The sequence below is a fragment of the Agarivorans sp. D1326 genome (assembly GCF_056958115.1).
This window is the reverse complement of the sequence record NZ_JBTWEN010000003.1, coordinates 323704-341590: the sequence shown is the minus strand read 5'-3', so window position 1 is coordinate 341590 and position 17887 is coordinate 323704. Positions and strand designations below refer to the sequence as shown.

The 17887-nt window shown below is 44.7% G+C and carries 17 protein-coding genes; 7 read left to right on the top strand and 10 right to left on the bottom strand.

Annotation, left to right across the window (positions count from 1 at the left end):
* Position 1: 1 nt before the first annotated feature.
* From ACYFDN_RS08135 to ACYFDN_RS08110, 6 genes are all read right to left on the bottom strand, one after another.
* Entirely contained in the window at positions 2–604 is a 603-nt protein-coding gene (locus ACYFDN_RS08135; protein ID WP_152779981.1) for a YiiX/YebB-like N1pC/P60 family cysteine hydrolase, read from the bottom strand.
* Positions 605–886: 282 nt separating this feature from the next.
* Positions 887–1405 carry a PEP-CTERM sorting domain-containing protein gene (locus ACYFDN_RS08130; RefSeq protein WP_483510702.1) on the bottom strand — a complete coding sequence of 173 codons (519 nt, stop codon included), beginning with the start codon at positions 1403–1405 and terminating at the stop codon, positions 887–889.
* 262 nt (positions 1406–1667) lie between these two features.
* Positions 1668–2555: a LysR family transcriptional regulator gene (locus ACYFDN_RS08125; protein ID WP_483510701.1), complete on the bottom strand. Its 888-nt coding sequence runs from the start codon at positions 2553–2555 to the stop codon at positions 1668–1670.
* A gap of 223 nt (positions 2556–2778) precedes the next feature.
* Positions 2779–3255 carry an anthrone oxygenase family protein gene (locus ACYFDN_RS08120; RefSeq protein WP_483510700.1) on the bottom strand — a complete coding sequence of 159 codons (477 nt, stop codon included), beginning with the start codon at positions 3253–3255 and terminating at the stop codon, positions 2779–2781.
* Positions 3256–3264: 9 nt separating this feature from the next.
* Positions 3265–4158, bottom strand: a complete 894-nt coding sequence (locus ACYFDN_RS08115) for an EamA family transporter (protein ID WP_483510699.1) — start codon at positions 4156–4158, stop codon at positions 3265–3267.
* A gap of 151 nt (positions 4159–4309) precedes the next feature.
* The gene (locus ACYFDN_RS08110) at positions 4310–5221 is read right to left on the bottom strand and encodes a LysR family transcriptional regulator (RefSeq protein WP_483510698.1); all 912 of its coding nucleotides are present in this window, start codon (positions 5219–5221) and stop codon (positions 4310–4312) included.
* 158 nt (positions 5222–5379) lie between these two features.
* On the opposite strand from ACYFDN_RS08110, the gene ACYFDN_RS08105 reads away from it, so the two are divergent.
* Together ACYFDN_RS08105 and ACYFDN_RS08100 are read left to right on the top strand one after the other, a co-directional pair.
* A complete protein-coding gene (locus tag ACYFDN_RS08105; RefSeq protein WP_483510697.1) occupies positions 5380–6069 on the top strand; it encodes a type 1 glutamine amidotransferase domain-containing protein in 690 nt (229 codons plus the stop codon).
* A gap of 30 nt (positions 6070–6099) precedes the next feature.
* Positions 6100–7257, top strand: coding sequence for an iron-containing alcohol dehydrogenase (locus tag ACYFDN_RS08100; RefSeq protein ID WP_483510696.1), 1158 nt, complete (start codon positions 6100–6102; stop codon positions 7255–7257).
* An 88-nt stretch (positions 7258–7345) separates the two neighbouring features.
* On the opposite strand, the gene ACYFDN_RS08095 is transcribed toward ACYFDN_RS08100, so the two are convergent.
* The gene (locus ACYFDN_RS08095; protein ID WP_483510695.1) at positions 7346–9478 is read right to left on the bottom strand and encodes a di-heme-cytochrome C peroxidase; all 2133 of its coding nucleotides are present in this window, start codon (positions 9476–9478) and stop codon (positions 7346–7348) included.
* Between the two features lie 230 nt (positions 9479–9708).
* Positions 9709–9969 (bottom strand): DUF1127 domain-containing protein, encoded by a 261-nt coding sequence (locus ACYFDN_RS08090; RefSeq protein WP_016400881.1) that lies wholly within the window; start codon positions 9967–9969, stop codon positions 9709–9711.
* 216 nt (positions 9970–10185) lie between these two features.
* Here ACYFDN_RS08090 and ACYFDN_RS08085 point away from each other — a divergent pair, with 216 nt between their 5' ends.
* A complete protein-coding gene (locus tag ACYFDN_RS08085) occupies positions 10186–11616 on the top strand; it encodes an aminotransferase-like domain-containing protein (RefSeq protein ID WP_483510694.1) in 1431 nt (476 codons plus the stop codon).
* A gap of 26 nt (positions 11617–11642) precedes the next feature.
* Here ACYFDN_RS08085 and ACYFDN_RS08080 read toward each other — a convergent pair whose 3' ends face one another.
* Positions 11643–11864 carry a hypothetical protein gene (locus ACYFDN_RS08080; protein WP_016400879.1) on the bottom strand — a complete coding sequence of 74 codons (222 nt, stop codon included), beginning with the start codon at positions 11862–11864 and terminating at the stop codon, positions 11643–11645.
* A 551-nt stretch (positions 11865–12415) separates the two neighbouring features.
* Between ACYFDN_RS08080 and ACYFDN_RS08075 the strand changes: the two genes are divergently transcribed.
* The 3 genes from ACYFDN_RS08075 to yjjX all read left to right on the top strand — a co-directional run bounded on the left by ACYFDN_RS08075 (position 12416) and on the right by yjjX (position 14189).
* Entirely contained in the window at positions 12416–12766 is a 351-nt protein-coding gene (locus ACYFDN_RS08075) for a hypothetical protein (protein WP_016400878.1), read from the top strand.
* A gap of 74 nt (positions 12767–12840) precedes the next feature.
* Positions 12841–13587 carry a sugar nucleotide-binding protein gene (locus ACYFDN_RS08070; RefSeq protein WP_483510693.1) on the top strand — a complete coding sequence of 249 codons (747 nt, stop codon included), beginning with the start codon at positions 12841–12843 and terminating at the stop codon, positions 13585–13587.
* 59 nt (positions 13588–13646) lie between these two features.
* Complete coding sequence (yjjX, locus tag ACYFDN_RS08065; protein ID WP_483510692.1) at positions 13647–14189, top strand: inosine/xanthosine triphosphatase; 543 nt, start codon at positions 13647–13649, stop codon at positions 14187–14189.
* Here the strand turns inward: yjjX and ACYFDN_RS08060 are convergent.
* Entirely contained in the window at positions 14175–15011 is an 837-nt protein-coding gene (locus ACYFDN_RS08060; protein ID WP_483510691.1) for a hypothetical protein, read from the bottom strand. The genes yjjX and ACYFDN_RS08060 overlap by 15 nt on opposite strands.
* A 554-nt stretch (positions 15012–15565) precedes the next feature.
* Between ACYFDN_RS08060 and rnr the strand changes: the two genes are divergently transcribed.
* Positions 15566–17854: a ribonuclease R gene (gene rnr, locus ACYFDN_RS08055; protein ID WP_483510690.1), complete on the top strand. Its 2289-nt coding sequence runs from the start codon at positions 15566–15568 to the stop codon at positions 17852–17854.
* The last annotated feature ends 33 nt before the right edge of the window (positions 17855–17887 follow it).

Genomic DNA, 17887 nt, shown 5'->3' with positions numbered 1-17887 from the left:
ATCAATTTGAGAACAAATCAATTTCAGGTGACAAATAGAAACCATCGTTTAAATGAGTAAGCTGTTTTTCTGAAAGATTCGCAGGAGTGTATTCATTTGAAGGCTTTTGCTTATCCAACAAACCAATATGTTGGTAGGCTGCTGCCACTAATTCACTGCAAAATAATGAATCGAGGTTTTCTTGATTCTCACCAAATGGGCCTTCCCATCCAGCCCGAGCCAGCTCCCAAAAGTCTTGTTCATAATGGCGTAGTTTTAGCTGTTCAAGTAATTGCATTAATTTGCTTAAATGCACATCCGATAAGGTTCCACCTAACAACTGGCGAATTGAAATACTGCCCAAGTGTTGTTTAACCCGTTGGTGTAGCGGCACTACCTGCACCCCATTGCTGGCTTGTTGAGAATACAAACAGGTATCTTTTGAATTAGGAACTGCTTCCCAAAGGGTCACAAAGTCATAGGCTTCTAGCTCTAGCACCATGCCAACATGTGACCATTTGCTAAACGTGCCGTAACGAATAATGTCGCTACTTAAACCTTTGCCAGAAAAAAACACCAAATCGCCAGTTTTTAGTTTTTTGGCTAGTGGGTCGGGCTTTAGCATCCTGCTAACTCTCTCGATAGTCCTAAGGGTCTGTTGACCTTTGGTGTTGAAATTTTGTTCGAGATAAGCGGACTTCAATCGCGGCGAACACTTTGAAACCTAGTAGGCTAAGTAAGAAGTGCTCAACAAAGAGTAAAGTTCGCTTTTCCGAACCCGCTGGGCAGTATTGTTGAAAAAACCATCAACAAAGATCAACAGCCCCCAATTTGCTTTATATGATAAAAACAAAAAGCCCGCAATAGAGCGGGCTTAAATCAAAGAATAGACAATTAGCGCTAGCGATTATGCCGAAGTACGGCGTCTCATAAGCAATCCGCCCAAACCTAGCAACATAATGGCTACGGTTGTTGGCTCACTAACCTGCGCTGGTAGAGAAAGATTATTAACCCGCACTAATAAAGTATCTTGATTACCGCCATTAATAGAACTCACCATAGGATCATTGAAATCACAATGGCTGTAGGTGTTGTCAAAATACTGAGCAGCACATTTATTCCCATCTTTAAATAAATCTCTAGCAGGAATAATGGCAAGCTCTGCCAAACTAGCGAAACGCCAAGTACTTACACCTAATGCCGCATTTAAAGCATCGTCGTATAAACCACCAGCGTATTCCCAATTATCCACTAGCTGACTACAGCCACCTGAGCAAGGCGAGGCCCAAACCCAATCAAAAATATCACTACTTACAATCACGTCTTCCAGAGGATCTAGAGCGATGACCGTAGCGGCCGATTGTTGTGAAAACACCATACTTGAGATGAACATGGCAAACATCGTTATTTTTTTTATTTGTTTCATTTTTCCGCTTTCCTTGCTTTAGTTTGTTAGCGAGCGCACAAATGCAAGAAATATACCTTTATATCAATAGCTTTACTTACAAGCACTTAGCGAAAAAACGACCACTCTTTAATTGATAATTGTAAAATTAACCGACAATAATTTAAACAAACAAGAAAATTAAATTATTTATTTTCAATACCTTATAAGCTCACATAATTAGTTTAATAAGCTTTAGGTGAACGGACACCTAAATGTGATATTAATCACAATTTAACCAGCCTTAATCAGGCTGTTTCTGCACCAAACACTGCTGCATATTGTCGGTGACTAACTTAAAGCGCGAAGCCAAACGGTGATAACGGCGTTGCACCAAATAAATGGTTTCACTCACTGGATTAGCTAAATGGCTAGCAGCAATAAGCTCAGGTTTGGCAAAAGCGGCCACTGCGTGCGCAGGCAACACCGTAAAGCCCAAGCCCATCGCAACCGGCTCTAAAATCAAACTAATTTGGTTAGAGAATCCGCGAAGTTTAAATTGGTTCGTTTGCTCGAATTCTGGGTAGTTGGCTGACAATAACAATTGTGAATGATGAGCGCCGTCGGGGTGGTCCACATAACCTAAATCTAATAAGTCTTGCCAACTAGCATTGTTATATCGTGCCGGTGTTACCAATACCAAAGCCTCTTCTGCGAAGGCTTGGGTAGCCAACTCACTTAGGGTGCTGGGGCGAGTAATAAAACCTAAATCAAGCTGACGATCGGCCAGCATTTGTTCGATGCTAGCATTGGGTGCAAATTTATAATCAAACACCAAATCAGGGTATTTTGCTTGTAAATCCAACAGATTTGGATAGAGCTTCAAACCCACGCTGCCGGGGCTGGCAATCCGACACAAACCGGCATGAGGATCATCTTGTTTAAGTGACAGTTCAAGCTGGTTAAGTTGAGCCAAGGTTTGCTGCGCTTGCAAATACACTTGATTGCCCGCCTCTGTGAGCGTGAAGCTTTTGCCTTCTCGTTGTAACAGAGTTTGCTGGTAGTAGTGTTCTAGCTTACGAATTTGCTGGCTTACGCCAGGCTGAGTCATCGCTAGCTTTTCTGCGGTGCGAGTAAAATGTCCGGTTTCAATTAAGGTGCAATAGGTTTGTAACCAGTCGATATTAATCATAATGAAACCTTATTGAAGTAGCCAAGAAGGATAACATTATGCAGGAGCAGATTTTTCAAACAAGGCTGCACAGCAAACAAAGCCTATCGCCCCCCCAAAAAAACTTAAAGTCGAGAGAACAGGATGTTTGCAGCACCGGATACAAGCGCTAAATTAGATGGGATAAGCACATAGATTGTAGCAACGAACAGCAAATAGAATTGCAGCTTCACAAATAGCAGGTTTACTGTAACCCCAACATAAACAGTAACATCGCTAGAGAAGAAGCAAGGCTGCGCCAGTGATTCCAATAGGTCCACTCTGCTAAATATTGCTGCCACTGCAAGCTTTGTGCTTCGCTTAGCGCATCACCCACGGAAATTAGCGCCAGCGATTTATTCCTTGGTACGTTAGCAAACGCGGTCACCGCAAAGCAGCCCAGTAAATAACAAAGGCCCGCAGCCACCAGCCATAGGTTAATTGTTGCGGCAAAAAACACCTGCCAAACAAGCACCACTAAACACAAGATTGCCGTGCCCATAAACAAGCCTAAAAATCCTGGGTTAAGCACCGAGATATTAATGCTTTGCATGGCCGCTAAACCTTGCTGAGCATTCAGCCTAGCCAAAGCAGGCATTACAAAATTTGAAAATGCCACAAAAATACCAGCCACTAAACCACAGCCAAAAGCCGCGGCGATTATTAAGCTTTGTTCAAACATGTATTTCCCCTAAACCACTAGCTTTAGTCCTATAACACTAATGCAAACTAGGCTAATCATTGCCCACTGTTTGAGCGTAGGCTTTTCCGCTAATAGCCACCAGCCCAGTAGCATACTAAATACCATCATAGTGCTTAACACAGCTGCCGCAATGGCTAGGGGGCCTAAGGTCATTGCTAAGGCATAGCAACCAGTGCCAATAACCGTAGGTGAGGCGAAAATGAGGATCTGTTTATACTGTACGGCTGTCACCTTTTGCATTCCGCCGTGGCCGCTAAGCTTACCTCGCGCGAACGCCATTAACATAGCCATCACGCCAATCATCACTTCCCAGCTAAATCCCACTAGAAATGGGTGGCTGTCGCGAGACATTTTGGCCACCAGTATCAACGCACAAGACATTAAAGCGCCATAACAAGCACTGGCTACAATGCCAATAAGCGGCTTGTATTGGGGGGGATTCTCCGTGGATTTAGTGTTAGTACGAGTTTGACTTGCTCCCAACAGCAGCACAGCAAGTAAGGTTAGTCCGGCCATTAACCATTGCAATGGACTTAAACGTTCATCTAACAGTAACTCGCCCAACAAGCCGACAAACAGCGCCGTAAATGCCATCGATAAAGCGCTAGCAATGCCCACAGGTAACCTTACAAAGGCTATTGCATTTGCCCAGTTAGCCAAGGCGGCTAAACCCGCCGCTAGTACCAACCAACCAGCATGATGAATAAAACCAGAATACGCAGACAGCGGCACCAATAGCAGTAAGGGAGACATGCTAATGAACAAACTTAAACCGCGGTAGGCCACCGCACTAAGCAGATCTGATTGGCGATAAACCTTGGCCATTAGCACCCCTTGTAGGGCATAGGCAAAGGTAGCGGTTAAGGCGATAAAAAAGAACAAGGCTGCGTACTCACTAAAAATTTACCCCAGCCTACGCAACAAACTTAATAGCAACAAGGGCTTAACTAAGCATCGAAATGGCGTAAGCAAAAAACATTAGCCCTGCTTAAGTTTAGCCACCCTATTTAAACGCTTGATGTAACCTCAATCACTAACGCGCTCGCAATGCCTCTTGCTTAGCTAAGCTCTGCTTTAAGTAATCGATGAGTAAACGCAACTTCTTAGAACTCGCCGAGCCTTTAGGGAAAACACAATACACATCAATATCTTGTAATTGATAATCGACCATAAGCACTTCTAGCTTTCCAGCCTGTATTTTTGGCAAGGCGTCGTACAAGGGAACACGCCCTAAGCCATGGCCACCTTCAACAAAGGCAGTGCGCACTGCTGCATTATTAGTGCTCATGCCACCTTTGGTTTTTATGCTATAAGAACGAGAACCTTTGCTTAGCTGTAAGGTACTTGAGCCTGCGGTATAAATAACCCATTGGTGGGCATCTAAATCTGCAGGTTTAGTCGGCCGGCCATGCTTATTTAAGTATTCTGGGGCAGCGCATAAGCAGGTACTTAAGGTGGTTAGCTTGGCGGCTTGCAAACCAGAGTCGTTAAGCTCGGCGCCACGGATGGCTAAATCAAAACCATCTTGAATAATATTTACCACCTCATCACTTAATACCAGCTCGATATTCACCTTGGGATACAAACGGCGAAACTCATTAATCGCTGGCACAATGGTTTGTAGGCCAGCGTTTACCGGACAAGAAATTTTGATCGAACCTTCCGGCTCTTGCTTAAGGTTTTCTATCTGTAAATTTGCGGCTTTAGCTTGCTCGGCAATGTTATGACAGCGCTGATAGTATTGCTCGCCAGCCTCGGTTAAATGCAAACTTCGAGTTGAGCGATTTAATAAGCTAAGCCCTAGTTGCTGTTCTAGCTTTTTGATGTGGTAACTAACCACCGCGCGGGTAATGCCAATATGCTTTGCGGCAGCGCTAAAACTGCCCTGCTCCACCACCTGAGCAAATACCACCATACTTTTTAGCTGTTCAAAGCTAACGCTCATTGTTCTATCTCTTTTTTAAAACACCTCCTCATTGTATCAATTATTCTACCAATTATGTCTATTTAATCTGCATTGTTGGAATGAGCTTACCCACCTACACTAGGTGCATTGCTATTGCGAGATCGCATAGTTACTCATCAATTTTAAGGAATGCACCAATGAACACAGCTAAGAAAATCCTAATGGTTCTAACTTCTCACGACCAACTGGGCAATACCGAACATAAAACAGGTTTTTGGGTAGAAGAATTTGCCGCCCCTTATTATGTGTTTTTAGATGCTGGAACAAACATCACCTTAGCGTCACCTAATGGCGGCCAACCACCCATTGACCCAAATAGCGAGCTCCCTGATTTTCAAACCGATGCCACTCGCCGCTTTGACCAAGACGACGCGGCAAAACAACAGTTAGCCACTACACTTAAGCTCGCCGACCTTGATGCTAGTGATTACGATGCGGTGTTTTACCCAGGTGGTCATGGTCCATTGTGGGATCTTACCGACAATCCACAATCTATCTCGCTACTAGAGACCTTTGTTGCGCAAAACAAACCAGTTGCAGCAGTTTGCCATGCCAGCGCAGCCTTACTAAATGTAAAACAAGCCGATGGCCAATTACTGGTAAAAGGCAAAGCAGCAACCGGCTTTACCAACAGTGAAGAAGCCGCAGTACAACTTACCGAGGTGGTGCCATTTTTGTTAGAAGATGAGTTAAAAGCCCGCGGTGCAGATTACCAAGCAGTAGCCGACTGGAACCCTTTTGCGATTCAAGATGGTTTAATGATTACCGGTCAAAACCCGGCATCTTCAGAAATGGCCGCAGAAAAAGTACTACAGCACTTGGCCTAATCGCTAAGCTAGTTAATTGAAGGAAATATGATGTTAAATTTTTCGTTCCAAAACAGTACCCAAATTCATTTTGGCGAAGGGCAAATAGCTACCATCGCTAACGAGATCCCGGTGGATGCCAAAGTATTGGTCACCTATGGTGGAGGCTCAATAAAAAGCAATGGCGTTTATGATCAAGTTGCAAAGGCCTTAGAAAATCACCAGTGGTCTGAGTTTTCGGGCATCGAGCCTAACCCTAGCTATCACACGCTTATGCGGGCTGTTGAGCAAATTAAAGCGGAAGGGCTTGACTACATTCTTGCAGTAGGCGGTGGCTCGGTGATTGATGGCAGCAAATTTATCGCTGCTGCAGCTTGTTACCAAGGCGATGATCCTTGGGACATTATTGCCAAGCAACACCCGGTTGATGCAGCCTTACCATTGGGTGCAGTGCTTACCTTGCCAGCTACTGGCTCAGAAACCAACCCAGCAGCAGTGGTCACCCGTGACGGCACTAAATTACCTTTTTATGCCCTAGCAGTGCGCCCTAAGTTTGCAGTTTTAGACCCAAGCGTAACTTTAAGTTTATCGCCCCGCCAAGTAAGCAACGGTGTGGTAGATGCTTTTGTTCACGTAATGGAGCAATACCTCACTTACCCGGTAAACGCCAAAATCCAAGATCGCTTTGCCGAAGGCATTTTGCTCACCTTAATTGAAGAAGGCCCTAAAGCACTTGCCGAAGAGAGCAGCAAAGACTTAGAGGTTCGCGCTAACATTATGTGGGCAGCCACCATGGCCTTAAACGGTTTAATTGGTGCTGGCGTGCCGCAAGATTGGGCAAGCCACATGTTGGGCCACGAGTTAACCGCCGCTTATGGCGTTGACCACGCACGTAGCTTGTCTATCACTTTGCCAGCGGTAATGAAAATTCGCCGTGAAGCAAAAGCCGACAAATTGCTGCAATACGCAGAACGCATTTGGGGCATAAGCGAAGGCGACAAGCAGCAACGCATCGACCAAGCGATTGCCGCTACCGAAGCCTTCTTCCGTAGCATGCAAGTTCCAGTGCGCTTAAGTGACATCGAACTAGGTGCTAGCGATGTAGAGGTATTGTTGACTAAGTTAGAGCAACACCAAATGGTGGCTTTAGGTGAAGATAAAAAAATTACTTTAGATGTTAGCCGCGAAATCCTAAACGCCGCGCTATAAAGTCAATACAGTTAACAAAAAGGGCCTGAGGGCCCTTTTTTATTGAGAACAACACAGAGTTCTAGGTGCAATATAAGCACCGCATTAATTAGATCGTTTTTAGGTACTCAAGTATCGCGTCACATTGCTGCGAATCAAAGGCAGTACCAATCACCCCTTTAGGCTGATCCAAATAGTGTTTACTAGGATCGTATATATCTGAGAAGTGATGGCCAGTGTTGTGATTACCCGGTATTGAAGTATCTAAGATAAAGTAGCCTTCCGCCGTATATTGCTGACCTTTTCTCAGCGCTTTGTTAGCCACTTTTTCAAAACCTTCAGGCTGCTGTAATCCTAGATTCACCGCGTCATAGCCAATGTTACCCAACTGCAAATACTTAGGGCGCTCGCCTCCCTCTGGGCAAAGCAAATCACGCAATGTTGCTACAGAACCGTTATGCAAAAATGGTGCAGTAGCCCAAACACCATTCAGTGGGCGAGCTTTATAGCCAGAAGTGACTCGAATACAGTTGGGGCGTCCTCCTTCAAATTCAGCTTGTAAGGCTTTATCACTCACGCCCTGTTGTTTAAACCAAGCGTTCACGGTTTCCTGCACTATAGCGCCCAGCGCTAAGCCAAATAATACTTCTCCGCTATCGTTTACCGACAAGTTCACCAGCTGGGCTTTATCTTTCTTCGAATAGTTAGCGCCAGCCATTTGGCTGCCATAAAGCTGGTTAGGGTTTTCGCCACAAATTGTTTCATCAATGCCTAAACCCGGAGTCACGTTCGCAGCAGCTACATTGCTTACTCCAGCCGTGCTTAAGGTGCGAGTAGCCAATACATTTGCCTGAGCAGGATCGGTCCCAACCTGCGACAAATCAATCAGCTTAAGCTGTAGTACTTTCTCTGCGGTTTGTTTTTGCTCGCCATTTTGCTGATAAACAATCGGTGAAAAATATTGCTCTTGCCAAATCTCTTGGCTGTCTAAGGGCGGTAAATGGCAGCCCTGACACTTAGCTTGATAAAGTGATGCCCCAAGCTCGGCTTTTTGTTGATCTATTGGGCCAAATTGCCACTTAGGAGGCTGTAAACCCGAAAAGCCCTTAGTTTGGCTAGGTTGTTCCCCACCAAGAAAGTGTTCTAGCCACACCAAGTTTTGCATTGGGATTGACGAACTAAAGCGATTGTCATCCATAGCGCTTTGCATATCCACGTAGGCATTTACCCCCATCGCTTCGCCAGCATTGCGAATGAGCGGGCTCATAATTGAGGCGTCGTATTGCACCCAGTTAAACCAAGAAGCGCTCCATAAATGCGGATAATTAACTGGCGCATTTATCGCGTGGTAATTATCACGGCGATTGATGTTCTCGGCAAATACCTGGTTACCAATACGGTTTAGCGCGTCTAAGCGCATAAAGCCTTCATTTACTCGAATAACATCTTGCTGCCCTTCGCTAGCGGCAACAATGCTGGCTAACTCTTCTGCCAAAGACAGCTTGTTGGCAGAGCTATAACTAGCGCCAAGCACTCGGCGAGCAAAGCGGTCGAAACGCCCATCTAAAATGGGTAACTTACTCGAAAGCAAAGTTTGACCCAGCGCAGCGGCCAAGGTTTCGGTAAGCAAACTTAAGTCGGTGGTGGCGGGAGCACCGTCAATCACATACTCGGTTTTGCTCTCCCCTTCCCCATGAACAAAGTGGCCGGTATGACAAGCCGCACAAGTAAAACCAATGCCCGCAGTGCGAGTTGGATAACCAGGTAAATTAACAGAATCGGTGCGAGCAAAACCAATAGGTAAACCATCGGGATTTTGCTCACTAACTTGTGAGCGAATAAAGCCAAAACGCAGCAAAAACTCGTTTGCCGAAAGCAAGCCATTATCAGAAAAACCGTTTAGCAATAGCAAAGACCAAAGCGAGCCGCTGGGCTGCTCTAAACTCACAAACCATTGGTAAGGAATGGGAATGGTGCGAGTACCCTGGGAAATGTGATGATACTTCCTAGCATCATCACTAACGTAATCACCTTTGCTGCCCCAATTTTGCTCTGGCCAATACTGTTTTAGCCAAGAGCCATCTTGGTGAACAACTTGCAGCTCGGGCAAATTAGGCGGTGTTAAGGCATCGGTAATGCTCTTCACCTTGTCACTGCTTAGTAGCATCAATAAATACACCACTAGCAGCACCAACAATATGATGCCTAAACGAGCCAGTTTGCTAGATAACACCTTACTCATACATTAATTCCTTTCTTCCATGAAGGGTAACAAGCAGATGATGATTCACTATTACTGCGCTGAGCAAGCGCCTAACATCCTTGAAAAGATATCTCTGCTAAGGCTAAACCATAGAGGAAAAGTGGCTTTAATGTAAACCTATTAACTGTGGTGTCAGTACCGTAAGCTTTACGCACGTGCGTAACACCTAGAGATAAGGCAGCTAAGATAACAAAGCTGCCTAGCATCGCTTAAGCCTTTAGTTTTTGAGTAAACTTATGCCCGCTGCTTTGCCGATTATTTTTGTCACTATGGCTACGCCCAGCGTTACCTGCTTGCCAAAAAGGTTTACTGCCTTCAGCTAAGGCTTGCGCTCGGCTTAAACCAATATCTTTGAGCAACTCGTCATTCAAGGCTAGTAAAGCTCTGCGACTGCGGCGACGTGCTCGATACAGGGCAAGGCGCTTAATCAGTGCATGAAAACCCATATGGAAAGAAACTTGTATCTGCATATTCCGCTCCTTGTTTTAATCAGCTACCCCTCTAGCTTAAATTTTGAACAAGCAAGCTTACAGATTCAGAATATAAGAATTTTTCCATTACAGATGCCGCAAATAGTTATCTGTAATGCTTGTTAATGTTCAATCTGTACTGCTTTGCTACACAACTTTGCTTAACTGTATTCCTCTGTGTTATTAATGAGCGATGTTTTGGCTAAGGAGTTGCCAATGACCCTCTACGAGCAATTTGCACAAGAACTTAAGGAACAAATCTCTCAAGCTTATTACCCGGTTGGCCAAAAGCTGCCATCTATCCGCGAGATGAGTAAGGCGAGAGGGGTAAGTATTTCTACGGTGCAAGAGAGTTATCGATTGTTAGAAGATGCCGGCTTTGTTCGCAGTAAGCTCAAGTCGGGTTATTATGTTCAACAACCTCCAAGCACCGCACAGCTGCCAGAAACCAGCCAACCAGAGCAACGCCCTGTGCCGATCGACAATTGGCAAGCAGTGTTAGAGCTTATGATGACAGAAAGCAATAGTCACTTTCTTGCCTTAGGCAGAGGCTCACCAGATACCGAGTTAAGCAGTTTAAAGCCATTGCAGCGCTTACTTAGCGACAATATTAAGTATCAAAGCAAACAAGTTTTTAGCTGCTCAAAAGGCAATGGTTTGTTTAAGTTACGGGTGCAAATTGCTCGCCTAATGCAGAACTCTGGCTGTCATATTCATCCCGATAACATCCAAATCACAGCTGGTTGCCAGGAAGCACTATCCTTAAGTTTAAAAGCACTCACACAGCCAGGCGATATTGTGGCGATTGATTCACCCAACTTTTATGGCTCGATGCAGGCGATTCAATCTAACCAATTGAAAGTTATTGAGATCCCAACCCATCCAGAAACCGGCATTAGTTTGCCCGCCCTAGAACTTGCACTAGAACAGTGGCCGATCAAAGTGCTGCAACTAATCCCAACATCTAATAACCCTTTGGGTTATGTGATGCCCGAAAAGAACAAACTTAAGCTGCTAAAAATGGCCGAAAAATACGATTTCGCCATTATTGAAGACGACATTCTGGGCGACGGCTATTACCAAACACCTCGCCCGCGCAGTTTAAAGTCCTACGATAGCCAAGATAGAGTGTTGTTTTGCTCGTCGTTTTCTAAAACCATTGCCCCAGGCTTGCGTGTGGGCTGGGTAGCACCTGGCCGTTATGGGCAAATGCTCACTCACTTAAAATTTGTTACCTCACTAGGCGCTAACAGCTTACCCCTGCTGGCAGTGGCCGATTTTATCGAGCAAGGGCATTACGAAAAACACCTAAGACTGGCAAAGCAGCAGTATCAAGCAAGGCGCGATTTGATGCTCCATTGGGTACAGCGCTACTTTCCCAGCGGCAGTAAAATGAGCTTTCCTAAAGGCGGATTCTTTTTGTGGGTAGAGTTACCAGAGTCAATCGACAGCTTGGTGCTAAACGAAAACTTAAAGCCGTTTAACATTGGTATTGCGGCGGGTAGCTTGTTTTCAGCTGCAGGCAAGTATCAAAACTGTTTACGCATAAGTTACGCCAACAAACCCAGTGAGCGCATAGAGCAAGCCATCAAAATTGTTGGCGAACAGGCAAAGATTCTCTTACAACAAGCCTTAACGCGAGCTTAATAGCGTTAAGCTCGCTCGCTTATTTATTACAGTTTCTTCCACTGTAACTTAGTGCATTTGCCGTTGTCGTCGTGCACACGGCAACCAAAGCGGTAGCCATCTTTTACTAGGCTTTTATTGTAATACTCTGCATTTTTATCGAATTCGCTAAGCGCTGGCTTGCTGCTTGGTTGTTCAGCAGCAACTGTAGTTACGCTAAGACCTAAACCGAACACTAGTGCAACTGAGCTGATTAAAACATTACGCATTTTTCTTCTCACAATTATTGATAAAAGTAATTTCTGCGTTTTATACCAGCTATTTTCCGCAGTGCAATCTGCGACAGTTTTGTGAAAAAACTCACAATATAAAGCAGACGTAAAAATGACAGCATTTTCACTTCTTGAGTATCAGGAAATTAATTATGTAATCAGTAAATAATAAAAATGACATCGATTTCAACAGAGGGTTATTTTTATTTAATTGTTAGTTTAAGTGGCTATTATTTACGCAAATTCTGTGAAAAGCAGCCAAACATCATACTTTAAACATAAATCTTTAAATTTCAGTCAATTAAAACTAACGCCAAGTAAACGATTTCATAATTTAGCATTAATGTTAATAAGCATACTTTAAGCGATCATGTTTATTAACAAACCACAAATATTAAAATTTACATGACGAATTAAATAATAATTTCAAGCCTAAAATCTAAATTTGTTAGTTTGACAAGTATCATAGCTTGGGATAATTTTTGGGCCACAGTAAATGGATTTAAATCATATTTAACGGCAATTGCTATTAGATATATAAGGTAACAATGAAATTAAAACACATAGTTAGTGCTGCTGTTATTTTACTTAGTTCTCAAGCCAGTGTGGCCAATGAAAGCATTGATAGCTCTGAGCTTCCTGCGCTTAAAAACTATGCTTTTGCCGCTTGCATGTACCACATTCAAGCCAAAATCGATCCCACTCCGGCTGCCACGCTAAATGGCTTACGCGAAGAAATGGAAGTGTTCTACCAGTACAGCGTATTACCTACCGAACACTTTGAAGCGGTATACGCCGAAGCTGAAGCTGGCGCTAAAAATGTCCCACCTTCCGGCTCTATTCGCTACTGTATTAGCTGGCTACAAGAAGACAAAGTAGAACAAATACTGGCTAACTAAATTTGCCCTACTCTAGCGCTTAACGCCGTCTAACCGCATAATAGCCACTTCTTAGAAAGTGATGAGATTATGCAATGCAAAACGTATTAGTAACCGGTCTAAATGGTCGACTTGCACCTTACCTTAAACAAGCGCTAGAAAAGCAAGGCATTGCAGTACATGGCTTTAATCGCCAAGAGCTAGACATTACCAACCGCGCGCAGCAGCTAGGCTATGTTCGCGGCAACCACATCGATGCAATATTTCACCTAGCTACAGGGCCCGAAGAGTGGCTGGCTTGTCTAGCTGGCATTGCTGGTGAACAAAATATTCCAATGCTATTTACCAGCACCGAAAGTGTATTTAACCCAGAGAGCACCGGCCCTTTCACCCCAGAGCATCCCGCAGATGCGGTAAATGATTATGGGCTATACAAAATAAGCTGTGAACAAGCAGCCCTTGCCGCTAACCCCAATACCATTATTGCTCGCCTAGGCTGGCAAATGTTCGATAACTTTGAGCAAGATAACCTACTCACACATGTTAGAGATATGCATGCTGAAAAAGGTTACTTGGCTGCTAGTACCGAGTGGTTACCAGCCGTGGCCTTTGTTGAACATAGCATGCAGTGCTTAGTCACTTTGGCTAAGCAAGCCAAACCGGGGATATATCATGTAGGCGGTAATGAGCAAGGCTTGTCTTTCTACCAATTGGTGCAAATGATCAATCAAAAGTACCAGTTAAACTGGGACATTCGCCCCGGTAGTGATCCACAGCGAGATGGCCGAATTATCGACTCACGAGTAGTATGTGGCAGCATCGCCGAGCAATTGGCTGTATAGAATGGCCGCGCGCTAAATCAGGGCCTCGCCTTTTCCAACTAAATTGAAGAACAGTAAATATGTCAGAGCAAAGTATTAAAGTAGTAGTAGGGTCGCGCAACCCAGTCAAAGTGCGAGCAGTTGCTAAAGCCCTCGCGATGTATTACCCAGATGCTGAGATTGACTGCCAAGGCATTGATGCCCCTTCTCAAGTGCCCGAGCAACCCATTACCACTCAACAGACTCGCGATGGTGCAGTAAATCGCCTGCGTTACTGCCAGCAGCACCAAACTGCCGATTTTTATGCCGCAATTGAAGGTGGCGTAGATATGTTTGAAGATGGCCCCGCTACGTTTGCTTATGTGGCAATCGCACGTGGTGAGCACCTTTCGGTAGGGCGTGGGGCCAACATGCCTCTGCCGCCAAGCGTTTATCAAGCACTAGAGCAAGGTGAGGAACTTGGCCCACTAATGGACAAGCTGTTTAATACTAAGAATATTAAGCAAAAAGGCGGCGCCATTGGACTACTCACCAATGGCTTAGCAACCCGCGAAGATAACTATGTGCATGCCCTAATATTGGCGCTAGTGCAGTTTGCTCACAAAGAGCTATTTGCTCTGTAAACCCACCATTGCAGACAGGCGGCGTTTACGCCGCTGTAAACAACAACCAAGCAAACCACTGGCTAGCAGCCATGCTGATAGCGGCTCTGAAGCTTCTACAGGAGTTGTTATAGAGGCCGGTTTAAAATCCACTAAATACATCATGTCGTCGTAATCATCATCTCCCAACATGCCTGGCTCAAAAAAGCCAAAAGGAAGGTCTTCCCAACCGATTAAATAGGCATTAGTAAATATGTGTTCGACAATGTTTCCACCAATATCTAGATAGCGTGATTGTCCGTTAAGCTCAGGCATTGCAAAAGTCATAGTATGATCCCAACCTCCATTTAGCTGATTTTCCGAATAGAACGTTGAGTAAGTAAGTGGACCACCCTGCTCCAAATACCAACCAAATTCGCCATTAATATCCAAAGTAACACCTGAAAATGGCTGACTTGTTGAGCCATCCCCCTTAATACCGTAATGTGGATCGGAGGGTAAAATAGCTGTTTTATCGTTACCCACACCGATATCTGTATAGATACCTAAGGTATTGTGGTTACCGGCTGTTAGGCCAACTAAGGCCACACTTTGAGAGCCTTCACCAACAAACAATTGATCATTAGCTACAAAACGATTATCCAAATCGACATTGCTTTGGTAGTTGGTGCCCAATAACAGATTTACAGCATCGTAAAGATCCGGTACTCCATCATTGTGATCCCGAGCAGTCGGGACTCCGTTGGCTTGATTGTGATATACATCGTTAATAACATTGCTACTAAAGGGAGTAGCTTGTCCACTAAAATGCAGCAGTGCTAGCGCCGCTATTGTTATTCTCATTTTCATTCCCGCTGTTTCTAATTATGTTTTTTAAGCGAGCAAATAATAACCACACAAAAATAAAGGACAACCCAAAACTGAACAATTTGTGAACTAGATAATAATTAAGTCAATATTGGATGTTTGTGGAAATACCTCATCACTCGTGCCTAAAAGAACCTAGGCTCAACGACAAAAGTTGACTTTCCGCCACAAGTCTATAAAGTGGCGGCCATTAGAAATTCAGTCTATTTTTTGAACTCCGCTTTAAGGTTGCCTTCTTTTAACCTTCGTTTCGTCGTTTTAAATTCAAGCTTGTTTTTCCAATCTTGCCTTTCGGCAACTATATGATTGTCTGTCATCTATGTGTCACATAAGCGGCTTATAAGTCAGACCAACTACATCACTTGCAAAGCCAACTAATGGCGCCAGCAAGTAACAAATTTTAGCGACTTGCTTTAAAGCAAGCGCCCAGGCCTAACAACCTTGAGAGTTATATCTGAACTGCATACTTAAAACATTTCATGATTTCCCTAGAGCAAGGTTATTGGCCCTATTAACAGAGAACAATAACTATGAGTAAACACTCAAGCTCTAAAGAGCAACAATATGCTAATCCCATTCCCGACCGCGACGCGATTATTGCGCTGCTCGATCAGCAAGGCCAAGCACTTAACCGCGAGCAAATAGCGGTAGCCCTAAACCTAGACAGTGAAAACGATCTAGAAGCCCTGCGCCGCCGTTTAATTGCGATGAGCCGCGATGGTCAATTACATAGCGACCGTAAACGCAATTACTGGCCAGTAGACGACAGTGAGTATTTGGTAGGTAAAGTAATCGGCCACCGTGAAGGGTTTGGCTTCTTAAAATGTGAAGGCTACGACACCGACTTTGTATTGCATAGCTCGCAAATGAGCAAAGTATTTGATGGCGACCTTATTCAAGCGCTGCCAAATGGCTTTAATAATCGCGGTCGTGAAGAAGCGCGAGTGATTAAAATACTGGAAAAGAACACCCAACAAATCATTGGTAAGTTGGTTGAAAGCAATGGCCACTTTAGCCTGCAACCAGACAACCAAAAAATTAGCCAGATCATTGAAATACCAGCAGAGAAAACCTTAGGTGCTAAGCAAGGCCAATACGTGACTGCAGAGCTAATTAGCTACCCACATAAACGTGACAATGCCATCGCCCACATTAGCGAAGTGATTGGTGACCCTATGGCGCCAGGCATGGAAATCAACCTTGCGATCCGCAGCCACGATATTCCCTTTGAATGGCCTGAAGAAGCACTAGCCCAAGCCAAACAATTAGCCCCAGAAGTGGCCGCGCAAGATAAACTAAACCGGGTGGATTTCACCGCAACGCCTTTTGTCACTATTGATGGTGAAGATGCCAAAGACTTCGACGATGCTGTGTATGCAGAGCCGCTAAGCAACGGCAACTGGCGCTTACTGGTGGCGATTGCCGATGTATCACACTACATTCAGCCAAACAGTGCCTTAGATATAGAAGCACAAAAACGCGGCACCTCGGTGTACTTTCCTGGCCATGTAGTGCCTATGCTGCCCGAAGCGATTTCGAACGGTTTATGTTCGCTTAACCCTCTGGTTGACCGTTTAGTAATGGTTTGCGAAATGAACATAGATGCCCAAGGTCAGCTGGCCAGTTACCAGTTTTGCGAAGCGGTGATTCACTCACATGCCCGCCTCACTTACACCCAAGTGGGCGCAATGTTAGAGCAAGCCAACTCAGCGCAAGGCCAACAGCTGTGTAAAGAATTTGCCAACGTACTGCCACACCTACAAGACTTACACCGTTTGTATGGCGTATTGAAACAGGCGCGTGAACTACGCGGAGCCATTGATTTTGAGACCCAAGAAACCCGATTTGAATTTAATAGCGAACGTAAGATTGAACAGATTGTTCCGCTAGTACGCAACGACGCCCACAAGCTGATTGAAGAATGTATGTTGTGCGCCAACGTTGCCACAGCGCGTTTCTTAGAACAGCTAAAAATTCCGGCTTTATATCGCGTACACCAAGGCCCTAAAGAGAAAAAGCTAAGCGCTTTACGTAGCTTTTTAGCCGAGCTAGGTTTGAACTTAAGCGGTGGCGACAAACCTACGCCAGCCGACTACAACAAACTACTCAGCAGTATTGGCGAGCGGGATGATGCCAGCATTATTCAAACCATTATGCTGCGCTCAATGAGTCAAGCAGTGTATACCCCAGAAAACGAAGGACATTTTGGCTTAGCTTTTGATGCTTATGCCCACTTCACCTCGCCAATTCGTCGCTACCCCGACTTATTGGTGCATCGCGCTATTCGCTCAATCATTCGCAGCAAAGAGTCTGGTGGCATCATGAAGCGTGCCCTTAAGAGCCTAAGTGGTAAAGGGTTTGATCCTGTGCAGCGCCTAAAAGGTGCTACGCCACTAACCATTGAACAAAGCTATCCTTACGACACCGCACAAATGTTGATGTTGGCTGAGCATTGTTCGTTAGTATCTCGCCGCGCTGACGAAGCCAGCTGGGATGTTGATGCTTGGCTTAAATGCGAATACATGCAAGACCGAGTGGGCGAGAGCTTTGAAGGCATTGTAAGTGGCGTAAACGGCTTTGGGTTGTTTGTTGAATTGCCTGCCACTCAGGTTGAAGGCAGTATTCATATTTCTGCTTTAAAAGGCGATTTCTACCATTACGATGCCAACAAGCAACGTTTAACCGGTGAAAACAGCCGTAAAAGCTATGGCATTGGCCAAGCCATCTCGGTCACCATTGCCCGAGTAGATATGGAACAGCGCAAAATTGAATTTGTCTTAAAGCAAAGCCATAAAGGTTTAAGTAAAAACGTCGCTTAAACCTTCATCGAACAATGGTTTTGGGGCTCCCTC

Bases quoted from the DNA above. Each gene is read 5' to 3' on its own strand.
- ACYFDN_RS08135 (WP_152779981.1), bottom strand. From the start codon at position 604: ATGCTAAAGCCCGACCCACTAGCCAAAAAACTAAAAACTGGCGATTTG.
- ACYFDN_RS08085 (WP_483510694.1), top strand. From the start codon at position 10,186: ATGACCCTCTACGAGCAATTTGCACAAGAACTTAAGGAACAAATCTCT.
- ACYFDN_RS08105 (WP_483510697.1), top strand. From the start codon at position 5,380: ATGAACACAGCTAAGAAAATCCTAATGGTTCTAACTTCTCACGACCAA.
- ACYFDN_RS08090 (WP_016400881.1), bottom strand. From the start codon at position 9,969: ATGCAGATACAAGTTTCTTTCCATATGGGTTTTCATGCACTGATTAAG.
- ACYFDN_RS08070 (WP_483510693.1), top strand. From the start codon at position 12,841: ATGCAAAACGTATTAGTAACCGGTCTAAATGGTCGACTTGCACCTTAC.
- ACYFDN_RS08130 (WP_483510702.1), bottom strand. From the start codon at position 1,405: ATGAAACAAATAAAAAAAATAACGATGTTTGCCATGTTCATCTCAAGT.
- ACYFDN_RS08100 (WP_483510696.1), top strand. From the start codon at position 6,100: ATGTTAAATTTTTCGTTCCAAAACAGTACCCAAATTCATTTTGGCGAA.
- ACYFDN_RS08125 (WP_483510701.1), bottom strand. From the start codon at position 2,555: ATGATTAATATCGACTGGTTACAAACCTATTGCACCTTAATTGAAACC.
- ACYFDN_RS08080 (WP_016400879.1), bottom strand. From the start codon at position 11,864: ATGCGTAATGTTTTAATCAGCTCAGTTGCACTAGTGTTCGGTTTAGGT.
- yjjX (WP_483510692.1), top strand. From the start codon at position 13,647: ATGTCAGAGCAAAGTATTAAAGTAGTAGTAGGGTCGCGCAACCCAGTC.
- ACYFDN_RS08095 (WP_483510695.1), bottom strand. From the start codon at position 9,478: ATGAGTAAGGTGTTATCTAGCAAACTGGCTCGTTTAGGCATCATATTG.
- ACYFDN_RS08060 (WP_483510691.1), bottom strand. From the start codon at position 15,011: ATGAGAATAACAATAGCGGCGCTAGCACTGCTGCATTTTAGTGGACAA.
- ACYFDN_RS08075 (WP_016400878.1), top strand. From the start codon at position 12,416: ATGAAATTAAAACACATAGTTAGTGCTGCTGTTATTTTACTTAGTTCT.
- ACYFDN_RS08120 (WP_483510700.1), bottom strand. From the start codon at position 3,255: ATGTTTGAACAAAGCTTAATAATCGCCGCGGCTTTTGGCTGTGGTTTA.
- rnr (WP_483510690.1), top strand. From the start codon at position 15,566: ATGAGTAAACACTCAAGCTCTAAAGAGCAACAATATGCTAATCCCATT.
- ACYFDN_RS08110 (WP_483510698.1), bottom strand. From the start codon at position 5,221: ATGAGCGTTAGCTTTGAACAGCTAAAAAGTATGGTGGTATTTGCTCAG.